The sequence below is a fragment of the Pedobacter endophyticus genome (genome assembly GCF_015679185.1).
Lineage (GTDB): Bacteria > Bacteroidota > Bacteroidia > Sphingobacteriales > Sphingobacteriaceae > Pedobacter > Pedobacter endophyticus.
In genome coordinates, this window is the sequence record NZ_CP064939.1 from 4,463,763 (window position 1) to 4,486,098 (window position 22,336).

Consider the following 22,336-nt stretch of genomic DNA (forward strand, 5'->3'; position numbering starts at 1 on the left):
AGGAGCAACCCGTTGCCAGAGAGATAGTTGGCGGGTATTGACAGTAAGAAATCGGTTACGCTCGTCCCTTCAGACGATGAAGGATCGTTTTTCGATATGACGGCGTTTGGTTAGGGTTTCCGATACAAGCTCTCTGCTTTCAGCTTTCAGCTTTCAGCTTTAAGCTTTAGTCTTTTACCTTTCAGCCCTCTACCTTTCCTTACTGGTAACCCTTCGCTTGAAGATTAAAAAGCTCTGCATATCTCCCTTTTGCCGCCAATAGTTCTGCATGCGTACCCGATTCTAAAAGCGTTCCCTTGTCTAACACCATAATTCGATCGGCCAGGCGGGCAGTCGAAAAGCGGTGTGAAATCAGTACCGCCGATTTTCCCTTGGTGAGTTCGGCAAAACGCTGAAAAACTTCGTATTCGGCACGGGCATCGAGCGCCGCTGTGGGTTCGTCTAAAATCAGTACCTGCGCATTTTTCATGTATGCCCTTGCCAGTGCAACTTTCTGCCATTCGCCACCCGAAAGTTCAACGCCATCGTTAAATTTTCTTCCCAGCGCCTGCTCATAACCGTTGCCAAGTTTTAGTGCCAGTTGGTCGGCGAGGCTTTCTACGGCAGCCTTTTTAATTAGGTGCATATTATCAATTTCCTTGATATTGCCCACTGCAATATTTTGGCGGAAACTCATCTGGTAACGGATATAATCCTGAAAGATAATCCCCAGGTTGTAGCGCAAGTCATCCAGATCGTAAGCCCGAAGATCTTTTCCATCTAATAAGATGCGCCCTTCGGTGGGGTCGTACAAACGGGCCAGAAGTTTAACTAACGTTGTTTTACCGGCACCATTTTCGCCTACCAGCGCTATTTTTTCGCCGGGCTTAAATTCAAAATTCAGGTTTCGGTTGGCCCACCGGGTAGTATTATGATATTGGAAGCCCACATTTTCGAAAACAAAACCTGTTTTTATAGGATTTGGAAAAGGAAGTGCATTTTTGGTTTTGGTAATTTTAGGCTGTATTTCAAAAAACTCAATGAAATCATTCAGATAAATAGCTCCTTGCGAAACGATGGTAAATCGGGCCAGCATGGTTTCCATTAAGCCACTTAGCTGCCTGAACGAGCCTGCCAAAAAGGTCAAACTGCCTACCGTCGACTTCCCTTGAACGGTATTGTAGATGATAAACCCATAAGCCGCATAGTAACCCATTGTGCCCAATACCGAAAAGAATGTGCCCCAGCCCGATCGTCGGACGGCGAGCTTGCTATTATCGGCGTAAAATTTATCAGATAAGGTTTTAAAACGGGCGATAATGAAATCCGAAAGGCCGAATATTTTAACTTCCTTGGCGGTTTCGTCGCTGGCACCAAGATAGCGCACGTAATCCAGTTCCCTCCGTTCGGGTGTTTGGCTTCTGGAGAGGGCATAGTTTTTACTGTTGAAGTACGATTCGCCCAAAAACGAAGGAATAATAGCGAGTAGTAAAAGTAAAATCAGCCAGGGGTTGAAGGCAATTAGTCCGGTAATTAAAAAAGCCATCGAAATAAAATCCTGTATCTGGCTCATCACTTGCGATAGCAGTACCGTTCTTCCGACGGTTTGTTGCCTTGCCCTTTCCAATTTATCGTAAAAAACAGAATCCTCAAACTGATCCAGATCCAATGTTGCCGCATGCTCCATAATGCGCATAGAGGTATAATTGGCAAAGAGATCGCCCAATAAACTATCGGTTAGGTTGATCATTCTATTTAGGCCGTCGGTTACTATGGCCAGGGCAAACTCAATACCTACCAACTCCCATAACCGCTGCAAATTTCCGTTTGCGGCACTCCCGTTCAGCATTACCACTTCATCGATAATTAACTTGCCAACGTACAATAACGCAACGGGCATTGCTGAGCGTAAAATCCTTAATATAAAACTGATAGTGGTTTTGGTGGGGCTGCTTTGCCAAACCAATTTGAAAAAACTGGGTAAGTTTTTTAACGAAGCTATACGATCTTTAAAAGTGATATTATCGAGGGGGATTGTATTTCTGTTTTTTGCCATTTAAAGAAAAGAGGATCGTACAAATTTATCCTAATTAGCTGATTTGTGATGCGGATTGATGTAAAAAAAACAAGCTTTGCTCAAAAAAGCGATTAGAGGGATAAATCAAAAAAATATTGTCATCCTGAGCATTTCGACTGGAATTTATCTTGAGCGAAGTCGAAAGGCTCAGATCCGATAGCTATCGGATGACAGCTGAAGAATGCAGAGCCCCAATTGACGCACTGCCCACCAGAAGTGGGGGGGAAGGACCACCGTTTATAAAAGGTGTTTCGCTACGCTTTTTGCTCTTGCATAAAATCTCTGGGGCTTTTGCCGAAGTGTTTTTTAAACTCAATGCTGAAGTACTTGCGGTCGTTAAAACCAACTGCGTATGCCACTTCCGAAATATTGCCGGCATTTTGTTGCAGCAGTTGCGCTGCCCTTTTTAGTCGTATCGATTTGATAAAATCGTTTACAGAGAGATCGGTCAATGCCCTGAGTTTTTTATACAACACCGGTTGGCTCATTCCAATGGCCGAGGCAAGCGTAGGTACATCAAAATTAGCGTCGGCAATATGATCTTCAATAAGCTGTATAATCTTGGTTAAGAACTTCTGCTCGGTTGAATTAACAATCATATTGCTTGGTTCGAGGCTAATCACCTGGGCAAACTTGCGTTTTATAGTTTCGCGGGCGTTTAGCAGATTATGCACATTCAGTTCCAGAATTTTGAGGTTAAAGGGTTTCATGATGTAAGCATCGGCTCCGTTTTCGAATCCGTTCAACTGGTGGATATAAGCAGACCGGGCAGTGAGCAAAATAACCGGAATATGGCTCGTCCTTTCATCAGTTTTTAGCTTTCTGCACAACTCCAGTCCATCCATTATCGGCATCATCACATCACTTATAATAATATCCGGAATAATCTCTATGGCGCTTTCAAATCCTTTTAAACCATTTACGCTCTGGTAGATGTTATACAGCTGAGCAAGCGATGAATTTATAAAAGCCCTCACTTCATCATTATCCTCAACCACCAGCACATTATATTTTCTTTCTTCGTGAGCTGTTTCTTCGTTATTCGGCAATGCAACCGACATTGTTTGGGGCACATTGTAGTTTACAACGTCATCATAATAATGATAATCGTTAATAAAATCAGAATCGTTAAAGTGCGCCTTGCCTGTCTTCAACCGTACGGTGAAACAGGTCGAGCCCGGCCAGTTGTCCGCCTTCGGAGTGCTTTTGAACGAAATTTCGCCATGATGCAGTTCTACAATGCTTTTCGAGAACGATAAACCCAGGCCTGTGCCGATTGAAGCATGGTTATTGGCCTGATAAAACATGTTGAACAGGTTCGATTGGTGCTCGGTTGGTATGCCGCTGCCGTTATCGCAAATTGTAATAGCAACCCCGTCGCCTGCCTGGGCAATACCAAAATTGATCTTTCACTTGTCGGGCGTAAACTTAAAAGCATTGGATAGCAGATTAAACAGTACTTTTTCCATTTGAACCTTATCAAAATAGAGTTCAATTTCTTCGCGTTCAGCAGTAAATTGATAATCGATCTGTTTGGCGATCGCCATATTTTGGAAGGCAATAAAAATTTCTCTGCAAAATTTAACTACATTTCCCGGGCTCACGTGTAATTGCATTTTGCCGCTTTCAGCTTTTCTAAAATCCAGCAGTTCGGTAACCAGGCGCATTAATCGATCTGCATTGTTTTTTATCGGCTGAAGCGCTTTGCTCCATTGCGGCTCGTTTTGACTTTTTTCGATCAGCGTTTCCAGCGGACCTACAATGAGTGTTAGCGGGGTTCTGATTTCGTGCGAGATGTTGGTAAAGAACTCAAGCTTATGCTCATTAATTTCCTTCTCCCTGGTAAGCACCGCCCGAATGAGCAAGTACCGAACCAGCAAGATAAAGATTGCGGCAACAATGCATACGTAACTTAAATAGGCCCACCAAGTGCGATAATAGGGCGGAAGTACCTCAATATTTAACCTGCTCAACTGCTTTGTCCAGATGCCATCGTTGTTGCTGGCCTTTACCAACAAGGTATAATGCCCGGGCGAAAGGTTGGTGTAACTTGCCGCCGGATTAGCTACATAGTTCCAGTTTTTTTCAAAACCATCCAACTTATAGGCATAGCGATTCTTTTCGGGCTTTATAAAATTTAAAAGGGTAAACTCAACGGTAAATACATCTTGTTCGGGCTTAAAAGTAATTGACTTTACGGTGCTGATGTTAGCGTTTAACAAATTGCTGTTGGCATTAATTGAAACTGGTTTTCCAAACAACTTCAGCCCCGTAAAAATAACTGGTTGGGTACTTGTGTTTTCTTTAATCTCGTCGGGCCTAAAGCTGATCATACCGCTCAAGCCTCCAAAATAGAAGGTGCCGGATCGATCTCTTAAAAACGATTTCTGATTAAACTCATTACCCGGCAGGCCGTCTTTTGTATTGTAAGTTTTAAACGTTTTTTGCTGCGGATTGTACTTGCACAAGCCGTTGTCGGTGCTAATCCACAGGTTATTGCTGTCGTCTTGTAAAATGCCCATAATGTTATTGCTGGGCAATCCGTCGAGCTTAGTGGTTTGGGAATAGGCGTGCTGATCGGGGTAGAGCTTAAAAAGCCCATTTCGGGCTGTTCCCAGCCATAAAAAGCCCAGTTTATCTTCGGTGATGCAGCTGATTTCGTTGTATTTTAATTTCTCAGGAGAGTCTGCGGTACGGCGCTTAAATCGGCTTTCGTTGTTTTTCAAATAGTGCAGCCCAGTATTAGTCGCCACCCAGAGTGTTCTTTTAGAATCTTCAAAAATATAATTAACGGCATCTTCGAGCCCATTAATCCGGTTTCTGATAAATTTACCGGCTGAGGCATCGAAGCTATTCAGTCCACTATTTGTACCTACCCAAAAACGGCCATAACTATCTTCAAAAAGAGAAGTAATTTCGTCGTTACCGAGTGATGAAGTATCATTTTTATGGCTGGTATACCTTACAAAACTGTTGGTTTCGGGTTTAAATTCGTTAAGCCCGCCCAAATGCGTGCCGATCCAGATTCGGTTCTGTCTATCCTTTATAATTGCCTTTACCAAGTTTGAGCTTAAGCTATTGCGATTGTTCGGGTCATATTTATAATGGATGTACGAATTGGTTTTGCTGTTGTAATAGTTAAGACCTTCGCCCTCCGTTCCAATCCACAAATTTCTGTTTCCACCCTCCATTATCGAGCTTACTACCTGGCTACTCAAACCGCTCGATGTATTTGAGCTTGCATACACGTTAAACGGAGTGTAGTTTGGATAAACCATGCTGACTGCACCGAAGTAGGAGCCGACCCAAACAATGCCCTGCCGATCTTGAAAAATGGCGTAAACCGAATTTTGACTTAAGCTAGAAGGGTTGCCGGGCTCATTTTGGATCGTACTAAAACTTTTCGATTTCGGATCATAAATGTTAATCCCATGCAAGGTTGCTATCCACAACTTGCCCGCTTTATCTTGTGTTATTTTGCGGATATTATTGCTGCTGATGCCCTTCGTATTTAAAATAGAATATGTATAGTTGGTAATTTGGTGTGTGATGAGGTTGAGTTTGTACAAGCCCGTTTGCTTGGTTCCGATCCATAAATTATCATTGCCATCTTCGGCGATGCTGGTAATGTGGTTATCAACCGCAACATCAAGGCTGTCGCTAAAATTCTTGAAGTGTTTAAAACGAGTTCCGCCCTTGTTGATTAGCATGCTCATTAATCCCTTGGAAGTACCTAGCCAGATGGTGCCTGTATGGTCTTGATAGATCTGATAAACATCCTGCGGATGTACCTTATTTACCAGAAAATGTTTGAATCGGTACTTTTTATTGGGATCTAATAAATTTAATCCGTTACCTGTACCTATCCAAACCCTGTTTTGTCGGTCTTGGTAGATATGTCTGATCAGATTATTGCTGATGCCGGCAATGTCGTTTGCGTTATGCTGAAAGCGTTCGAAGTTGTCGCTTGTTTCATTATACTTATTTAAGCCGGCAGGTGTTCCAATTAGGAGGGTGCCATTTTTGAGGCACAGAATAGTGTTTATATATTGTGAGGAAGTTAAGCTATTGGGATTACCTTTCTCCAGAAAATAGGTTTTAAAATTCTTTGAATCATACTTGTTTAATCCAAAACGAGTACCAAACCACATAAAGCCTTTTGCATCCTGCGCAATAGAAAGTACCGAACTTTGCGAAAGCCCGTCTTCAACATTAAGGTGCTTAAAAACATACGGATTTTGAGCAAAGCTTACGGCCGAAATGAAAACAAATATAAAGACTAATCTTAACTTCATTAAAGGGGGTAAGAGGTTTGGTTATCGATTTAAAAGTACAATTATGTTTGAATTAAACGAAATAGGGCCTTTCTATAACAATAGTGATCTAGGACCGAAAAAGCAGAAAAGACAATTTTTTTTTGATTTTACCCCCTAATCTTTTAGAAATTTATCCCTATTTTTAAAAAAAAAACTTTGTACATTTGTAATGTTATTATTACATTTAGTTGGATAAAAAAACCTCCCTTTAGGAGATGCTTAAACCCTTATTAATAGAAAGTCAAGCCAATAACATTATCCTGCATTAAATAGTAAACTTAGAATTTTTTTTACAGAAATTTTAGTCAAAGAAAATTCATTCCAATTGAACTCTTCTGTATGATTGTCTTTTCTAACCGAAAAGATTAGCAGAATAATTCATCCCAAATTGAACCATTGGATATTGCTTTCTTTTTCAATAGAAAGATTAGCCAAATGACCTTCATCCCACACTGAAACTGGTAGATCTTTGAAAAAAGATTGGCCACACAATAAAATTCATCCCTCATTGAACCGATAGCTTTTGCTTTCTTTTAGGAGAAAAGAAAGAAGAACTATATAAACCAAATTTTTAAACCATATGAGGAAAATTTACATTCTGAACAACAGGTCCCTGTGTCAAAAGATGCACAGGTGCTCAAAGCTCTTAGCTTTGTTCATCATTTTATTATTGGCCAATTCACGTGTTTTTGCCCAGAGCAAAACCATTGTTGGCGTAGTGACCGATGAAAGCAAACAAACCATTCCTGGCGTTTCTATTTCTGTTAAAGGCACAAAATCTACGGCGCAGACGGATGATCAGGGCCGATACCGGATTCAGGCTCTACCAACCGATCAGCTTATCTTTAATTATATTGGTTATGTTGGGCAAACCATCACGGTTGGGGCTAAAACAACGATTAATGTTTCGCTGATATCATCGGTTACAGGACTCGATGATGTGGTTGTTATAGGATATGGAACAACAAAAAGGGCCGACTTAACGGGAGCCGTAGGTTCTGTTAATATGAAGGATTTTGAACAGGCGCCTGTAAAATCTTTCGACCAGGCTTTGGCAGGTCGTGTGGCAGGTGTACAAGTATCTACAAACAATGGTCAACCGGGTGCAACGGCAAACATTGTTATTCGTGGTGCAGGTTCCATTTCGCAAAGTAATTCTCCTTTGTATGTAATCGATGGCTTCCCCTCCGAAAGTGCCAATGCCAATTCGATCAATACATCCGATATCGAAAGTATAGACATTTTAAAGGATGCCTCTGCCACGGCTATTTATGGAGCTCGTGGATCAAACGGTGTAGTTTTAATTACCACAAAAAAGGGAAAGATGGGCAAACCACAGCTTAGCTACAACGCCTATTATGGAACACAGCAAGCGCCAGCAAAGATTCCACTTATGAATGCTTTCGAATTTGTTAAATACGTAAAAGAACTTAATTCTAGTTATGCAGATACAATTTATCTCAAAGATGGTGTTACCCTTGATGATTATAAAAATGTAGCGAGTATAGACATGCAGGACTATGTTTTTCAAAACGGTCAAAATCAAAACCACGATATTGCCCTAAGAGGTGGAAATGATAAAACAACCTATTCGATTTCTGGGAATTTCAATAATCAAAAAGGGATTGTAATCGAGAGTGGCTTCAAACGATATCAAGGTCGTTTTGTACTCGATCAAACTATTACCGATAAGTTAAAGGCAGGTGTAAATGTAAATTACGCTTATACCGAAACCTTTGGAACGCCAGTTTCTCCTAATAGTTTCTGGGCTTCGACTGCGTTGTACTATGCGGTTTGGGGTTACAGACCAGCGGCAGCACTATCTGGAAGGGATGAAAATACCAATATATTGGATTCTTTTTATGATCCAACAAATGATCTTGCTAATAATCAAGATTATCGTGTAAATCCATTAATCAGTTTGCAGAACCAGAAAACGCTATATAAGGCAACTGCAATGGTTGCCAATGGCTATGCGGAATATGCATTTACCCCTAAGTTAAAGTTGAGAATAGCAGGCGGTTTTACCAATACAAACACCGAGACCAATATTTTTAATAATTCGCTAACGCAGTCGGGGAGTAAATGGAACGCCACCGGGCCAAACGGCACTTTCGCTACGAGTCCAAATTTTAATTGGTTAAATGACAATACGTTAACCTATCGGAATACCTTTAACAGCGACCACAATTTAACGGCTTTGGTAGGTTATTCATCGCAAGGAAACAGAAATTCTTACCGTTCTATTTATGCCACCCAGGTAACCAACGAAAGCTTGGGGATTGATGCTTTGGATTTGGTGCCTGCTTCAAATTCGAGCGTAACTTCACGCAGCTCGCGTTGGATGCTTCAATCTTTTTTAGGAAGAGTTAACTATGATTTTAAAGGCAAATACTTGTTAACCGCGAGCTTTAGAGCCGACGGATCCTCTAAATTTGCACCAGGTAATCGTTGGGGCTATTTCCCTTCTGCATCTGCAGGATGGAGATTTAGCCAGGAAAAATTCATGAAGAATGTTACCTGGCTCTCCGATGGTAAAATTCGGGTAGGATACGGTGCTTCAGGCAACAATCGTGTCGACGATTTTGCCTATTTGCCATCCATAAATTTGGCTGATATTCAATATTGGTATTCCTTTAATGGCCAGCCTGTTGCCATTGGTTCGGTAATTACCGCTGGAGGAAATACTGATCTCAAATGGGAAACCAACCTCCAAACAAATATAGGTTTAGATTTAAGCTTTTTTAAAAATAAACTTGGCCTAACACTTGATGTTTATAAACGTGTTACAAACGATTTGTTATTGAATGCACAATTGCCTTATGCAAGTGGTATCCAAAGGGCTACAGGGTTTAAAAATATTGGTAGCCTCGAAAACCGTGGTTTAGAGATTTCACTTAATAGCACCAACATTCAAACCAAAAATTTCCGTTGGACAAGCAATTTCAACATCAGTTTTAACCAGAATAAAATAGTAGAATTAACAGAAGGGCAAAACTCATTGCTTTCTGGCTCAGGTACGTTTTTTAACACAAATTACAGCAGTTTATCTCCTTATATCTCTGTCAAGGGCAGGCCAGTTGGTGAAATGTATGGCTTAATTTTCGATGGTATTTATCAATACGCCGATTTTGATAAAATGCCAAATGGCGCATATGTACTTAAACCTAACATCACAACAAATGGAGCAACACGAGCATCTATTCGGCCAGGAGATATTAAATACAAAGATTTAAATGGCGACTTGGTGGTTAACAATAACGACTATACCATTATTGGTCGTGGTTTGCCCATTCATACGGGTGGCTTTAGCAATAACTTTACTTATAGAAATTGGGATTTAGGCGTTTTCTTACAATGGTCGTACGGCAATAATATTATCAATGCAAACCGTTACGTTTTTGAAGGCGGCATTGTATACAATCCAAACCTTAACCAATACGCTTCCTTTCAAAATCGTTGGTCACCGACTAATCCATCTAATACTATATATCGAGCAGGAGGGATGGTGTCAGGAAATTATTCTTCAAGGGTAGTGGAAGATGGATCTTACCTAAGATTAAAGACTCTTCAATTGGGTTATAATTTTTCAAAAAAGATTTTATCGAAAATAGGCATGTCGAAACTGCGTTTAAATGCATCAGCACAAAACCTGTTAACCTTTACGGGTTATTCAGGCCCAGATCCTGAATCATCTTCGCGACCAGGTAATTTAACTCCTGGTTTTGATTTCGCAAATTACCCTCAGTCCTTTACTGTAACTTTTGGTTTAAATGCAACCTTTTAATCACCTTAAAAATAAGACAATGAAAAATAAATATATTTTAGCATTTCTATTCGTGATGGGATTATCTACCTCATGCAAGAAATTTTTAGATACCGAACCAACAGATTTTTATACTCCTTCAAATTATTATGAAACTGCAGCACAATTGCAGGTTGGGCTCAATGGAATTTATAGCAATATGATGTATGGGCCGATGTATGGGCAGGTTTTAAATTTTAATTTTACCAGTGCCACTGATGAAATGTTGCCGAACATCTCGGTAAATGGCGATAACCGTGGTTTATACTATTCATACGATGCAGGGCATAACAATGTAGCTGGAGTATGGCGCTGGCCGTATATAGGAATCAATAATGCAAATGTGCTACTTGATAACATCAATAAACCCACCATGAATGAAAAAGAACGGGGCTATATTAAAGGCCAGGCCTTGTTTTTAAGAGCGTTTAATTATTTTATCCTTACCACCCATTTTGGCGGAGTTCCTATTGTTTTGCACTCACCAGGTATCGCCGACACTAATATCCCCGCCGCCTCACAAGTTGAAGTATATGAGCAAATTGTTGCCGATTTAAAAGAAGTAGCAATTTTATTGAAAGGCCGAACAGCAAGTAATTTGGGTTATAATGACCAGGTTACTATTACCGCAGTGCACGCGATGCTGGCTCGGGTATATTTGCATTGGGCTGGTTTCCCTACTAAGGATGTCAGCAAATACGCTGATGTGATTGTTTATGCGGATAGTGTAATTAATTCTGGTTTACACGATCTTAACCCCGATTATAAACAGGTTTTCATTAATTTATGTCAGGATAAGTACGACGTAAAGGAAAATATTTTGGAATGGGGTTCTGCAGGGGCTGCTGCGGGTGTTGCCAATAAAGGAGGGAACGATATCGGAAATTTTGTTGGTATAAATTCATCCCTGTATTTTGTTAATAACGTTCCAGATCCCTCATCTTACTTGTCGGCCGGATGGGTAAGTATTACCAAAAAGTTATTCGATAGTTATGAAGTTGTCCCAACCAGTACCTTGGTTAATAAAGCATCGCTCGATACACGGAGAGATTGGAATTGCGCAGATTACATTTACGCGATCAATAATGGCACATCAACCAGGTATAAGCTAAATAGAAATAACCCTTGGCAAATGCCTTGTGGCAAGTTTAGAAGAGAATATTGTCCGCAAGAAATTAGAATAAACGGTTCCTACAATATTAACTGGCCTGTAATTCGCTATTCTGATGTTTTGCTGATGAAAGCAGAAGCAGAGAATCAGGTCAACGGGCCAACTACTGCGGCATACGATGCCATTAATCTGGTAAGGAAAAGAGGATATGGCACCATGTATGGCAATATTGTAAAAGATATTACCGTAGAAAATGGCGGTTCTGGTTATTCAACGGCTAACCCACCAGAAGTAACTATTAGTGGAGGAGGGGGATCGGGCGCTACAGGTATTGCCATTGTTTCTGGTGGAAAGGTAACTGGCGTTAAATTAACAAGCAGAGGCAGTTTAACCACCAGCGGCCCATATTTCAGTTCGGCGCCAACGGTAACAATTGCTGCCCCAACAACCGGGGTAACCGCTACCGCTACCGCAACCATTACCAATGGTACAGAATACCTACTTACACCCGGATTAAGTAAAGCTGATTTTCAATTGGCAGTAAGAGATGAAAGAATGAGGGAATTGTGTTTTGAAGCTTATAGAAGGACTGATTTAGTTCGATGGGGGAACTTTGTTGGCGATATGCGGGAGTTTGCCAACTATGCATCTGCAAATGGCATTAGCGTTTCGTCAACCGGAAATCCGAATGGTTACCAGGGCATTTCTGGAATTACTTCAAGACATTTGCTTTTACCTAAGCCAACCTACGAACTTAACTTAAATAAAGCCTTGGTCCAAAATCCTGGGTATTAATGAATCTCAATATTTAAACAACATGAAATATCTACTCAATACATGTTTATTTGCAAGTTTGCTTTTCGGCGCTTGCAAAAAGGAACTTAGCACAGATGCTCCCTCGGTTAACGTTGCCCTAAACAATGCCCGTTCTAATATAGGCGATACATTAGTTTTTAAACTCGGCGACACCTGTAGGTTTGCTTTTGATGGCTATGCAGATAATATCGTTTTTTGGGCAGGGACCAATAAAAATAAGTATGAGTTCAAAGATAGGGCAATGGAGCTGGGTATTCCGACTTTGTCCTTTACCTCAACCGCTCAATGGGGTTCGCAGAATAATACCTTACAGGTTTTAGCAACAAATAAGCTTCCAGCTCTCGATTCAGTTACCGTAGTAAATGCAAACTGGACGAATATTACTTCCCGTACACCATTGGCAACAAGCGCTACAGCAGTTAATACCGGCAGCGTTAACCTGAGTGATTTGGTAAGTAATGAAAATGATTCGCTCTTTATTGCTTTTAAGTATACAGGAACCACTGGTTCAACACAGAGAACCTGGGTAATTAGCAATTACACAGTAAATAATGTGCTGCCAGGGTATTCTTTCAACCTGGCATCCTTAGCTAGCGATAATGTTTTTTGGACCCGATATGGAAATGTCTGGACCCCGACTAACGCAAGATGGGTTGCGACAACTAATGCATTAACCATTGTGGGTGGAGGTGTAACCGCTCCATCAAATACCAGTTGGATTGTAAGTAAGCCCATGTACGTTGGTCGTGTTTCTCCAGATATTCCAACGGCTATCGTAAAAAACATCACAGCATCTGCAACTACTGCTTACGAATACAAATATGCTTCAGTTGGTAAGTATAAAGCAACATTTGTTTTCTACAATACTACCCTAAGTGAGAATAAATTAGAAGTAAAGGAATTTAACATTAAGATTGTGATGTAAAAAACCTCAATTTGGACTACACAGATTGCCAAAAATACCGCTTTAATACAAAAGCCAGGTTGGTTGGCCACACATTAAAAGCAAGGTCGTCATTACGGTGACGACCTTTGTTTGAATACTTCATAAAATATTGTACTGCTGCTGTAAGTGCTTAGGGTTTTAAGCAAGCCCATCTGTTCACTAAAAACTAAAAAATGTTAAACGGAGTCATCACCATGGCTTATGGTTTCAATACACGCTTGAGAACCGTTTTGCTGTGCTTGTTCAGAATTTTCACCCTTTTTGTTAAGGATTTTACGCTTTTGGTACGCTCATAAAGTAATAATTTTGGTTTAACCGAATATTTTTTAAATGAAGCTATTATCCGCTAAGGATCCACAAAAGGAAATAATCCATGTCATTTAAGGATTTCACCACCGAATTAAAACTGAAAATCGCTAACATTAATAGGCGATGTGGCATTCACTTGAGGGAAAGAACCATTAAGCGGAGAAATTAAAAAGATATAGCTCTCAGGCCAAACACAAAGTAGATTGATACTGAGGTTAATCGGTTAGTTTGAGGTCGCCGCTACTGTGGCGGCTTTTTTGAGCCATTCACAAAACAATTAGATATGAAAAAATTTTGTATATTATTTTTACTGTTATTCGCCATTGGTGCAAACGCACAGCAACGAAATCTTGTAAAAATTAATAAGAACGACGATGAAAAAACCATCATTGCCAAAGCGGCCAATGTAGTTCCATCGGCAAGGCAGTTGCGTTGGCAAGAGCTGGAGTTGACGGCCTTTTTTCATTTTGGGATCAACACATTCACCAATAGAGAATGGGGCGATGGCAAAGAGGATATTTCGCAGTTTAACCCGGCGCAGCTTGATGCCGAACAATGGGTTAAAACGGTAAAAAACGCGGGCTTTAAACAAGTAATTATTACGGCGAAGCACCATGATGGATTTTGCCTTTGGCCAAGCAAATTTACCAGGCACACCATCGCAAATACACCTTACAAAGATGGTAAGGGCGATATTGTAAAAGAGGTTGCCGATGCCTGTAAAAAGTATGATGTGGGTTTTGGTGTTTACCTGTCTCCCTGGGACAGAAACTCTCCCGACTATGGTTCTGATGCCTATAACACGTATTTTGTAAACCAGCTTACGGAGCTTTTAACCCAATACGGACAGGTTGACGAGGTTTGGTTTGATGGCGCAAACGGCGAAGGACCAAACGGAAAGAAGCAAGTTTACGATTTCAACAGCTGGTATTCGCTCATCCGTAAGCTTCAGCCGCAGGCAGTTATTGCCGTTCAAGGCCCCGATGTACGTTGGGTTGGAACCGAAACGGGCGTTGGCCGTGAAACCGAATGGAGCGTTTTGCCTATTGCAGAGCAAAGTCAGGAAAAGATTGCCGAATCGTCTCAAAAAGATATCAATGTTATTCCCGGCGTTTTGGGCAGCTATAAAGATCAGGATCGGGGGAGCCGCCCCAAAATTAGAAACGCTGCTGGCTTGGTTTGGTACCCTGCAGAAACCGATGTAAGCATTCGCCCGGGCTGGTTTTACCATCCCGCAGAAAACCCAAAGGTTAAAACAGCCGATCAATTGATGAATATCTACTTCACTTCGGTGGGTAGAAACGGTGTGCTGCTGTTAAACATTCCACCAAACACCGCGGGCTTGATTGCAGAAAGCGACGTAAAAAACCTAAACGCTTTTTCAGAGAAGATGCAAGCCACTTTTAGCAATAACCTGGCAAAAAAAGCGATAGTGAAAGCTACTTCTGGTAAAAACACAGAAACGCTTTTTGACGGAAAACTAAACACTTATTTCACCACATCTAAAAAAGACACAACGGCTACGCTCGAATTTAAGTTTGATAAAAGCATTAAGTTTAATGTGTTGGCGCTTCAAGAAAATATCAGCGTTGGACAAAGGATAGAAAAATTTTCGGCCGAGTATTTCGACGGCCATCATTGGATTGCTTTTGCCTCGGGCACGACCGTAGGCTATAAAAGGTTGTTAAAACTTGAGGAGATAAATACCAATCGTGTGCGGTTCAATATTTTATCATCACGATTGAACCCCACACTGGCCGAATTTGGTCTTTACTTTTTAGCGCCAACAAAATAAGGTTACCCAATTTGATATGAAGATTCCTAAGCTTATAAATATTGGCTTTCCAATATGAATAACACATCGCAATCATTGCCGTTTGACTTCAGTCAACAGTTTAAAGAAATAATTAGAAAAAATTGAATAGGTCGACACATCACAATCTTTGCCGTTGACTTCAGTCAACGGTTTAAAAAAATTAGAAAAAATTGAATAGGTTAACACATTACAATCTTTGCCGTTGACTTCAGTCAACGGATTAAAAAAAGAAAACAATAAAAAATAAGTAAATGAAGATAATAGTAAAGTATTTATTGGTGATATGCTGTATCTGTTGTCCCTTTGCATCGAGCTTTGGGCAAAAGCAGTATGAAATCGATATTTCTAACCAAACGTATACTTTACAGCGTGACTTTTTAAAAATGGGCACAAATAAGTCTCCAAATGGCGATGTGCTTGCTTACAATAGCCTGTATCTGGTTAAGAACAACCAGCCGTGGTTTCCAATAATGGGCGAAATGCACTTTTCGAGGGTGGCCGAAAGCGATTGGGAATCGTCAATACTAAAAATGAAGACCAATGGCATCCAGATTATCTCCTCTTACATTTTTTGGAACCATCACGAAGAGAAACAAGGCATTTTTAATTGGAAAGACAATAATAACCTCAAAAAATTTCTCTCGCTTTGCAAAAAACACAACATGTACGTTTGGTTACGCCCGGGCCCTTGGGTACATGCCGAAGCACACTACGGCGGTTTCCCAAATTGGTTGATTGATAAGAAAATTGCCCTCAGAAGCAATGATCAAACCTACTTAAAGTATTGCGATTTATTTTTTAAGGCCATTGCCCAACAGATCAACGGGTTTTACTTTAAAAATGGCGGGCCGATTATTGGCGTTCAAATTGAGAATGAATACGCGTTTAAGGCACTGGAAAAATACGAGCACATGAAAACGTTGAAACGTATGCTCATAGCAGCTGGCTTTGATGTTCCGTATTACTCCGCTTTTTCTTCTGGGCCCGATAATCAAGACGAGTTTTTGTACATGCTCGGATCGTACCCCGATAGCCCTTGGGCACAGCACACCAAGAAAATGTTCAAGCCCATGTTTTTTATCAAGCAGTTAGAGGGCGACAGCGACATCGGGTCGGATCTTTTTGGTCAGGTTGATACCAAAGTACGAAACACCTACCCGAAACTTTCTGCAGAACTGGGCTCTGGCATGCAGGTAACTTATCACAGGCGAGTGGTGGTAAGCCCCAATGATGTGGTAGGTACGGCCTTTGTTAAAGTGGCCAGCGGACTTAACGGTTTGGGTTATTATATGTTTCATGGTGGCGTAAACCCGGTAGGCGAAACCACGCTGCAAGAAAGCCGGGAAACCAATTACCCCAATGACGTGCCGATTAAAAATTACGATTTTCAATCTCCCGTGGGTGCAATGGGTTTATTGCCCAAAAGTTATAACGAATTTAGGCTATTTCACTTGTTTTTGAACGATTTTGGTAGTCAGTTGGCCAAACAGAAAGCCTTTTTTCCTTCAGAACTGGTTAAAAGTTATTTCAGCTATGATACCGTTCAAACATCCATCAGGGTACACGATAATAGCGGCTTCATTTTTCTATCTAATTACCAGCGTTTTGTAAACCTTGATGAAGTAAACAGTTTTCAATTAACAGTTATTGATAAGAACAGTACAGAAAAAGTTCCTTCGCAGCCCGTAAAATTTGCCGCAAACAGCTTTTCGATATGGCCATACAATTTAAAAATCAATAAGGCAACGCTGCATTATGCAACGGCGCAACCCTTATGCATAATAGCTAATCCACAGCAAAAAACATTCGTTTTCTTTGGCGATGGCGAATGCGAGTTTGTTTTCGACAGCCAAAATGTAAGGGAGATTAAAAAAGCAGGCAATACGAAGGTAACCAGCGATAATCGCTATTTTAAAGTGGCAATGACCGGCAGCGACGAATCTTTTGATGTTGTAGATACCGAGAATCAGAGCATCAGAATTGTGCTTTTATCGCGAGGTAGCGCACTCAAGGCAAGCAAGGTTAAAATGAACAACCAAGAGCTGCTAATTTTGAGCGATGCCAATGTAACCAGTCAAAACAATCAAATTTCGATCGAGGATTTAAGTGACAATGGAATAGTTGATTTGAGGGTTTATCCATCAACACCCTCAACCACACTAACGGCGCTTTCAAAATCGTTTACCATTAAAACGGTTGATGCAAAATCAATCTTCAATCGCTTCACCATAGCGCCCAACGAGCCCGCAAAGGGAAACGTAAGTTTCGTGCATGATAAAAGCGCCTACCCAATAAAAGAGGCCGAACGATTGAGGGATTCTGTATTAGCGAAGTATGCGCAGGGCAAATATTTCAATGCCAGCCAGCCCGGGCCGATTTACCAATACAATTTTAAGAACCTGCCAGAACAAAATTTATATCGGTTAAACTTTAAGGTAAACCAAAATGCAAACATCAAAAACTGGGTGCTGAATATGCATTATGCGGCCGATGTAATGGCGCTTTACAAAAATAAAAAGTTGGCTTACGATCAGTTTAATTACAACAACAACTGTGCGTATAAACTTAACGAATCTGATTTTGAGGCTAGTAACCAGTGGCTTTTGCAGCTAAGCCCCTTTAAGGCAAATTACGATATCTACGTTGAAGACGACGTTAAGCCCGATAAAGAAAAGGCGTGGAATAGAGCCATACTGAATTCAGCTGAGCTAAAGCCCAGCTGGCAGTACAACATCAAATTAAATAACAAATGAAAAAGACCGCAGGTACGCTTCTGATTTTTTTACTACTAACCTCGTTCTACGGCGCTGCCCAAGTGCCCATTACAAAGGTAGATTGGGAGGCCTTTATGGCCAAACAAGCGCTTAAATGGGATAACATCAGTACCGATTATTACAGCGGCGTGATCCTCGGCAACGGATTGTTGGGAACAAACATTTACAAGAAAAGCGACAGTGCCATTCGGTTCGACATTGGTAGAAGTGATGTGGTCGATCAGCGGGGGGACCTTTACCCGAATTTGGGTAACTTATATACAAAAGCACGCCTACCCATCGGATATTTCAGCGTTAAAACCTCGGGTAAGATTATAGGGGCCGATATAACGCTCGATATTTACAATGCAGAAGCAAAAGGAACAATCTCAACCTCCAAGGGGCAGATAAAATTTAGTGCTTTAGTGCCCGCCACGCAAAATGTAATCCGCATTGTGCTCGATGCCACCGACGGCGAACCGTCAGTGATATTGAACTGGAACCCCGGCCGAAGCATAAGTCCGCGTTTATTACAAAGCTACCCGACCGATAAGCCTGCTGATTTTCCTGATAATCCACCCGTAAAGAAAACCATGCAAAATGGATTTCAAATTTACAATCAACCCTTGTTAAACAAAGGAGGCTATGCTACGGCCTACAAAATTGCAGGAACCAAAAACCACAGTGAGGTATTGGTGAGCGTGGGTTACGATGGGCATAATACCTTAAACGAAAATGAAGAAGCGGTAAATAGCATCAAACAGTTTGAAAAAGACAATAATGCAATCGCCTCGCATAAAAACTGGTGGCATAACTATTATAAAAGGAGCTTTGTAGCCCTGCCCGATAAACGAATGGAGAATTTTTATTGGATCCAGTTATACAAATTAGCCAGTGTTACACGTGCCGATAAGCCGATGGTCGATTTAGTGGGCCCGTGGACCGCACCTACACCTTGGCCGGCAATTTGGTGGAATTTAAATACGCAGTTAACTTATTCGCCTATTTTTACCGCTAATCAGTTAGAGTTAGGCCAATCGCTATTTAAAACCCTACAACAAAATAAGCAGAATTTAATTGACAACGTGCCTCAAAAGTGGCGCTACAATTCGGCCGCCATCGGCAGAAGCTCATCATACGATTTAGTAAGCCCGATTACCGAAGAGCACATTAAAAGCGGGCACTTTGAGCCGTCGAATTTAGTTTGGACCATGTTTTACTATTACCAGTGTTATGCCTATTCAAAAGATGAGCGAGTATTGAAAGATGAAGTTTTTCCATTGTTAAAAAGATCGACTAATTTTTTGATCCATTTATTAACTAAAGATGAAAATGGGAAGTACCACTTTCCGATGTCGCATTCGCCAGAGTATAAAGATGCCGAGGATGCCAACTATACGCTCGCAAGTTTGCACTGGGCATTAGAAACCTTGGTTAAAACCAATGCACAGCTGCATTTAGGAGACCCCGATGTGGATAAATGGAACGAGATCTTAAAAAACTTAACACCTTATCCAATTGGCGAATCAGGCTTTTTAATTGGAAAAGATGTGCCATTAAACAGTTCACATAGGCACTATTCGCACTTATTAATGGTTTATCCTTATTACCTCGTAAACTGGGAACAAAAGAATAACCGCGACTTAATAGAGCGCTCATTGCATAATTGGTTATCGCAAAAAGGGGCGCATGCAGGATATTCTTTCACGGGCAGCTCTTCTATTTACTCAAGTATGGGCAACGGAGATAAGGCCTACGAAAGTTTAAATACATTGTTTGATAAATATATGCAGCCGAATACTTTATATAAAGAGTCGGGGCCTGTAATCGAAACCCCTTTAGCAGCAGCTGCAAGTATTCAAGAAATGCTTTTACAAAGTTGGGGCAATAAGATCAGGGTTTTCCCTGCAATACCATCCAGTTGGAAAAACATCACCTTTAAGCAATGGCGGGCAGAAGGAGCCTTTCTTATAGATGCCGATCGGCAGAATGATCACACTACGTTCATTCAAATAGAAAGCTTGGCAGGTGGATCCTGCGTGCTGGTAACCGATATGGATAATTTTTCAATCACTTCAAACAAACGAAAAAGCTTCGATTACATCACCACAACAGAAGGGGGAAAAACCATAATCCGTATCGATAGCATGGCGCCTACCGAAGTAATTCAGGTAAGGGCAAAGGACTATCCGCAAAAAACATCGGCAAAGGTTGATTATAGCCTTTACGAAAACTGGAGTTGGGGGATACAGAAAAACAGCAAGTCCAAATAAGCCGAAATACCTATTTTATGCATTTATCCTATTTAAAACACTTCATTACGCCTTTTAAATACGCTGCTTACCTAAAGGGCTTGCTCTTTTTTAGCTTGGTTTGCTGTTTGCACTTAACCACTTATGCGCAAAACGAGCCGTTTAATTTGCTCATGAAAAGGATAAACGCCGATTTGCAAACCGGAATAAGTGATAAGGTTTTAACCCACAAGGTATCAGAAGCGCTTGAATCGTTAAATCCCGATGGAAGCTGGAAGGATATTGACTACGCCAATTTGCAATACGATCCTTTAAAGCGAATAAAGGAGATGGCAATGGCCTACATACGTCCATCAAATCCGCTCTACGTTAAGGCCAATGTACATGCGGCAATTGTAAGCGCCCTGCAAAACTGGTTAGATCGAAACCCGAGGAACAAAAACTGGTGGTTTAACGATATTTTTTATCCACAGGCCATTGGGCAGATCCTGATTTTGATGCGGAATGCGAAACAACAGGTGCCAAACCAGCTGGAAGAAGATTTGATCCAGCGCATGAAGATCGCTAAATTTCTGGTAGGAGACGGGGCCAACACATCAGACGAAGCCCTGCACTATTTATACCGCGCTTGCTTAACCAAAAACAAAAGCACAATGGATTCTGCCGCGACCTATCTTTTCGAGCCGATTTCAATTATCGATGGAAAGGGAGGCGTTCAGGTAGATGGAAGCTATTATCAACACGGCAAACAACAAGCCATTGCCAGCTACGGTAAGGTGTTTGTCGGAAATTCGGTCAATGCCGCTTATTACCTCCGCGGTACCGAATACGCTTTGCCACAGGCAAAATTCGATATTTTGTTGAAATACCTCAAACATACCTTTATAAAAACCATTCGCGGGTCGTTTTTCGATTTCAATGTACGCGGTAGGGGCATCAGCCGAAGAGATTCGCTAGAAAGTCGGATAACGGGAATGATCAGTAAAATTGAAGCTTTAGATCCACAACATTTGAGTTTTTGGCAAGCAGCAGCAGCACGAACCGCTGAGCAAAAGCCCGCCAAGTATGGAGTGACCAAAAGCCATAATCAGTATTGGAAAAGCGGATATACGCTAAGTGTTAGGCCTGCTTATACTTTCAGCGTTCAAACTGCATCAACCCGAACTTTAAGGACTGAGCGAGGTAACAATGAGAACATCCTCGGCAAATTTCTGCCCGATGGCGCAACCAATATTCAAAGAACAGGCTCGGAGTACGCTAACATTATGCCGATTTGGGAGTGGGATAAAATTCCCGGCACCACAAGCCGAGATTATGCCACCGCTAGCGGCGCAACCATTTTAAAAGATTGGGGGATTGAAGGCACAACAAAGTTTGTTGGCGGAGCAAGCGATGGGCTTTACGGCGTTTCGGCCTACGATTTAAACTACGATGATGTGCAGGGAAAAAAGAGCTGGTTCTTTTTTGATAAAGAAATTGTTTGCCTCGGCGCAGGCATTAAGAGCAACCAGCCAGAGCACATTACTACAACCGTTAACCAAACTTGGCTGAGGGGCGAAGTAACCTCAGGTAGCCTCGGGGATAGAACATGGATTGTTCACGACAGTATCGGTTACTTTTTTCCGAAAAAGGATAACATCAACATAACCGAAAAAAAGCAGTCGGGGAGCTGGTACCGCATCAACCATTTTCAACAAAAAGATACCGTTATCGGCTCGGTTTTCAAAGTGTGGATTGATCATGGAGCAAAGCCTCAACATGCAGATTACGCCTATACGGTTGTGCCGGCAATGAGTGTTAACGATGTAAAAAAATATAAGACAGATATGATAGCGATATTGAAGAATACCAAAGAGATACAGGCCGTAAAACATACGGGGTTAAATATGTTGCAAGTGGTTTTTTACAAAGCTGGCACATTAGAGGCCGATAATTTATGCGTAAAAGTAGATAAGCCCTGCGTGGTTTACATTAAAAGCTTAAATACCGCTCAGCCCATGTTATACATCGCTGATCCAACTCAGGAGAACGAAAACATTAAGGTAGAGGTAAAGCTATCGAAAAATGAAAACAACAAGCTGTTAAACTGCACTTTACCTGTTGGGCCCTTGGCTGGATCGACCGCGAGTTTTAAAATTAATTAACATTATAAACAT

Annotated in this window: 10 protein-coding genes; 7 read left to right on the forward strand and 3 right to left on the reverse strand. The window is 41.2% G+C overall.

What is annotated here, in order from left to right; translation table 11 throughout:
* Window positions 1-199: 199 nt before the first annotated feature.
* From IZT61_RS18230 to IZT61_RS18240, 3 genes are all read right to left on the reverse strand, one after another.
* Entirely contained in the window at window positions 200-2,035 is a 1,836-nt protein-coding gene (locus tag IZT61_RS18230) for an ABC transporter ATP-binding protein (RefSeq protein WP_196098453.1), read from the reverse strand.
* 275 nt (window positions 2,036-2,310) lie between these two features.
* On the reverse strand, window positions 2,311-3,462 hold the full coding sequence (locus tag IZT61_RS18235; RefSeq protein ID WP_317193194.1) for a hybrid sensor histidine kinase/response regulator transcription factor: 1,152 nt from the start codon (window positions 3,460-3,462) through the stop codon (window positions 2,311-2,313).
* 3 nt (window positions 3,463-3,465) lie between these two features.
* The gene (locus IZT61_RS18240) at window positions 3,466-6,351 is read right to left on the reverse strand and encodes a ligand-binding sensor domain-containing protein (protein WP_196098455.1); all 2,886 of its coding nucleotides are present in this window, start codon (window positions 6,349-6,351) and stop codon (window positions 3,466-3,468) included.
* Window positions 6,352-7,024: 673 nt separating this feature from the next.
* On the opposite strand from IZT61_RS18240, the gene IZT61_RS18245 reads away from it, so the two are divergent.
* From IZT61_RS18245 to IZT61_RS18275, 7 genes are all read left to right on the forward strand, one after another.
* Window positions 7,025-10,159 (forward strand): SusC/RagA family TonB-linked outer membrane protein, encoded by a 3,135-nt coding sequence (locus IZT61_RS18245; RefSeq protein ID WP_230383756.1) that lies wholly within the window; start codon window positions 7,025-7,027, stop codon window positions 10,157-10,159.
* Between the two features lie 19 nt (window positions 10,160-10,178).
* The gene (locus IZT61_RS18250) at window positions 10,179-12,083 is read left to right on the forward strand and encodes a RagB/SusD family nutrient uptake outer membrane protein (protein ID WP_196098457.1); all 1,905 of its coding nucleotides are present in this window, start codon (window positions 10,179-10,181) and stop codon (window positions 12,081-12,083) included.
* 22 nt (window positions 12,084-12,105) lie between these two features.
* Window positions 12,106-13,029 (forward strand): DUF5017 domain-containing protein, encoded by a 924-nt coding sequence (locus IZT61_RS18255; RefSeq protein WP_196098458.1) that lies wholly within the window; start codon window positions 12,106-12,108, stop codon window positions 13,027-13,029.
* Between the two features lie 613 nt (window positions 13,030-13,642).
* Entirely contained in the window at window positions 13,643-15,154 is a 1,512-nt protein-coding gene (locus IZT61_RS18260; RefSeq protein ID WP_196098459.1) for an alpha-L-fucosidase, read from the forward strand.
* A 272-nt stretch (window positions 15,155-15,426) separates the two neighbouring features.
* Window positions 15,427-17,928 carry a beta-galactosidase gene (locus IZT61_RS18265; RefSeq protein WP_196098460.1) on the forward strand — a complete coding sequence of 834 codons (2,502 nt, stop codon included), beginning with the start codon at window positions 15,427-15,429 and terminating at the stop codon, window positions 17,926-17,928.
* On the forward strand, window positions 17,925-20,201 hold the full coding sequence (locus tag IZT61_RS18270) for a glycosyl hydrolase family 95 catalytic domain-containing protein (protein ID WP_196098461.1): 2,277 nt from the start codon (window positions 17,925-17,927) through the stop codon (window positions 20,199-20,201). The genes IZT61_RS18265 and IZT61_RS18270 overlap by 4 nt, the downstream gene beginning before the upstream one ends.
* A 17-nt stretch (window positions 20,202-20,218) precedes the next feature.
* Window positions 20,219-22,324 (forward strand): polysaccharide lyase family 8 super-sandwich domain-containing protein, encoded by a 2,106-nt coding sequence (locus IZT61_RS18275; RefSeq protein WP_196098462.1) that lies wholly within the window; start codon window positions 20,219-20,221, stop codon window positions 22,322-22,324.
* Window positions 22,325-22,336: the final 12 nt, after the last annotated feature.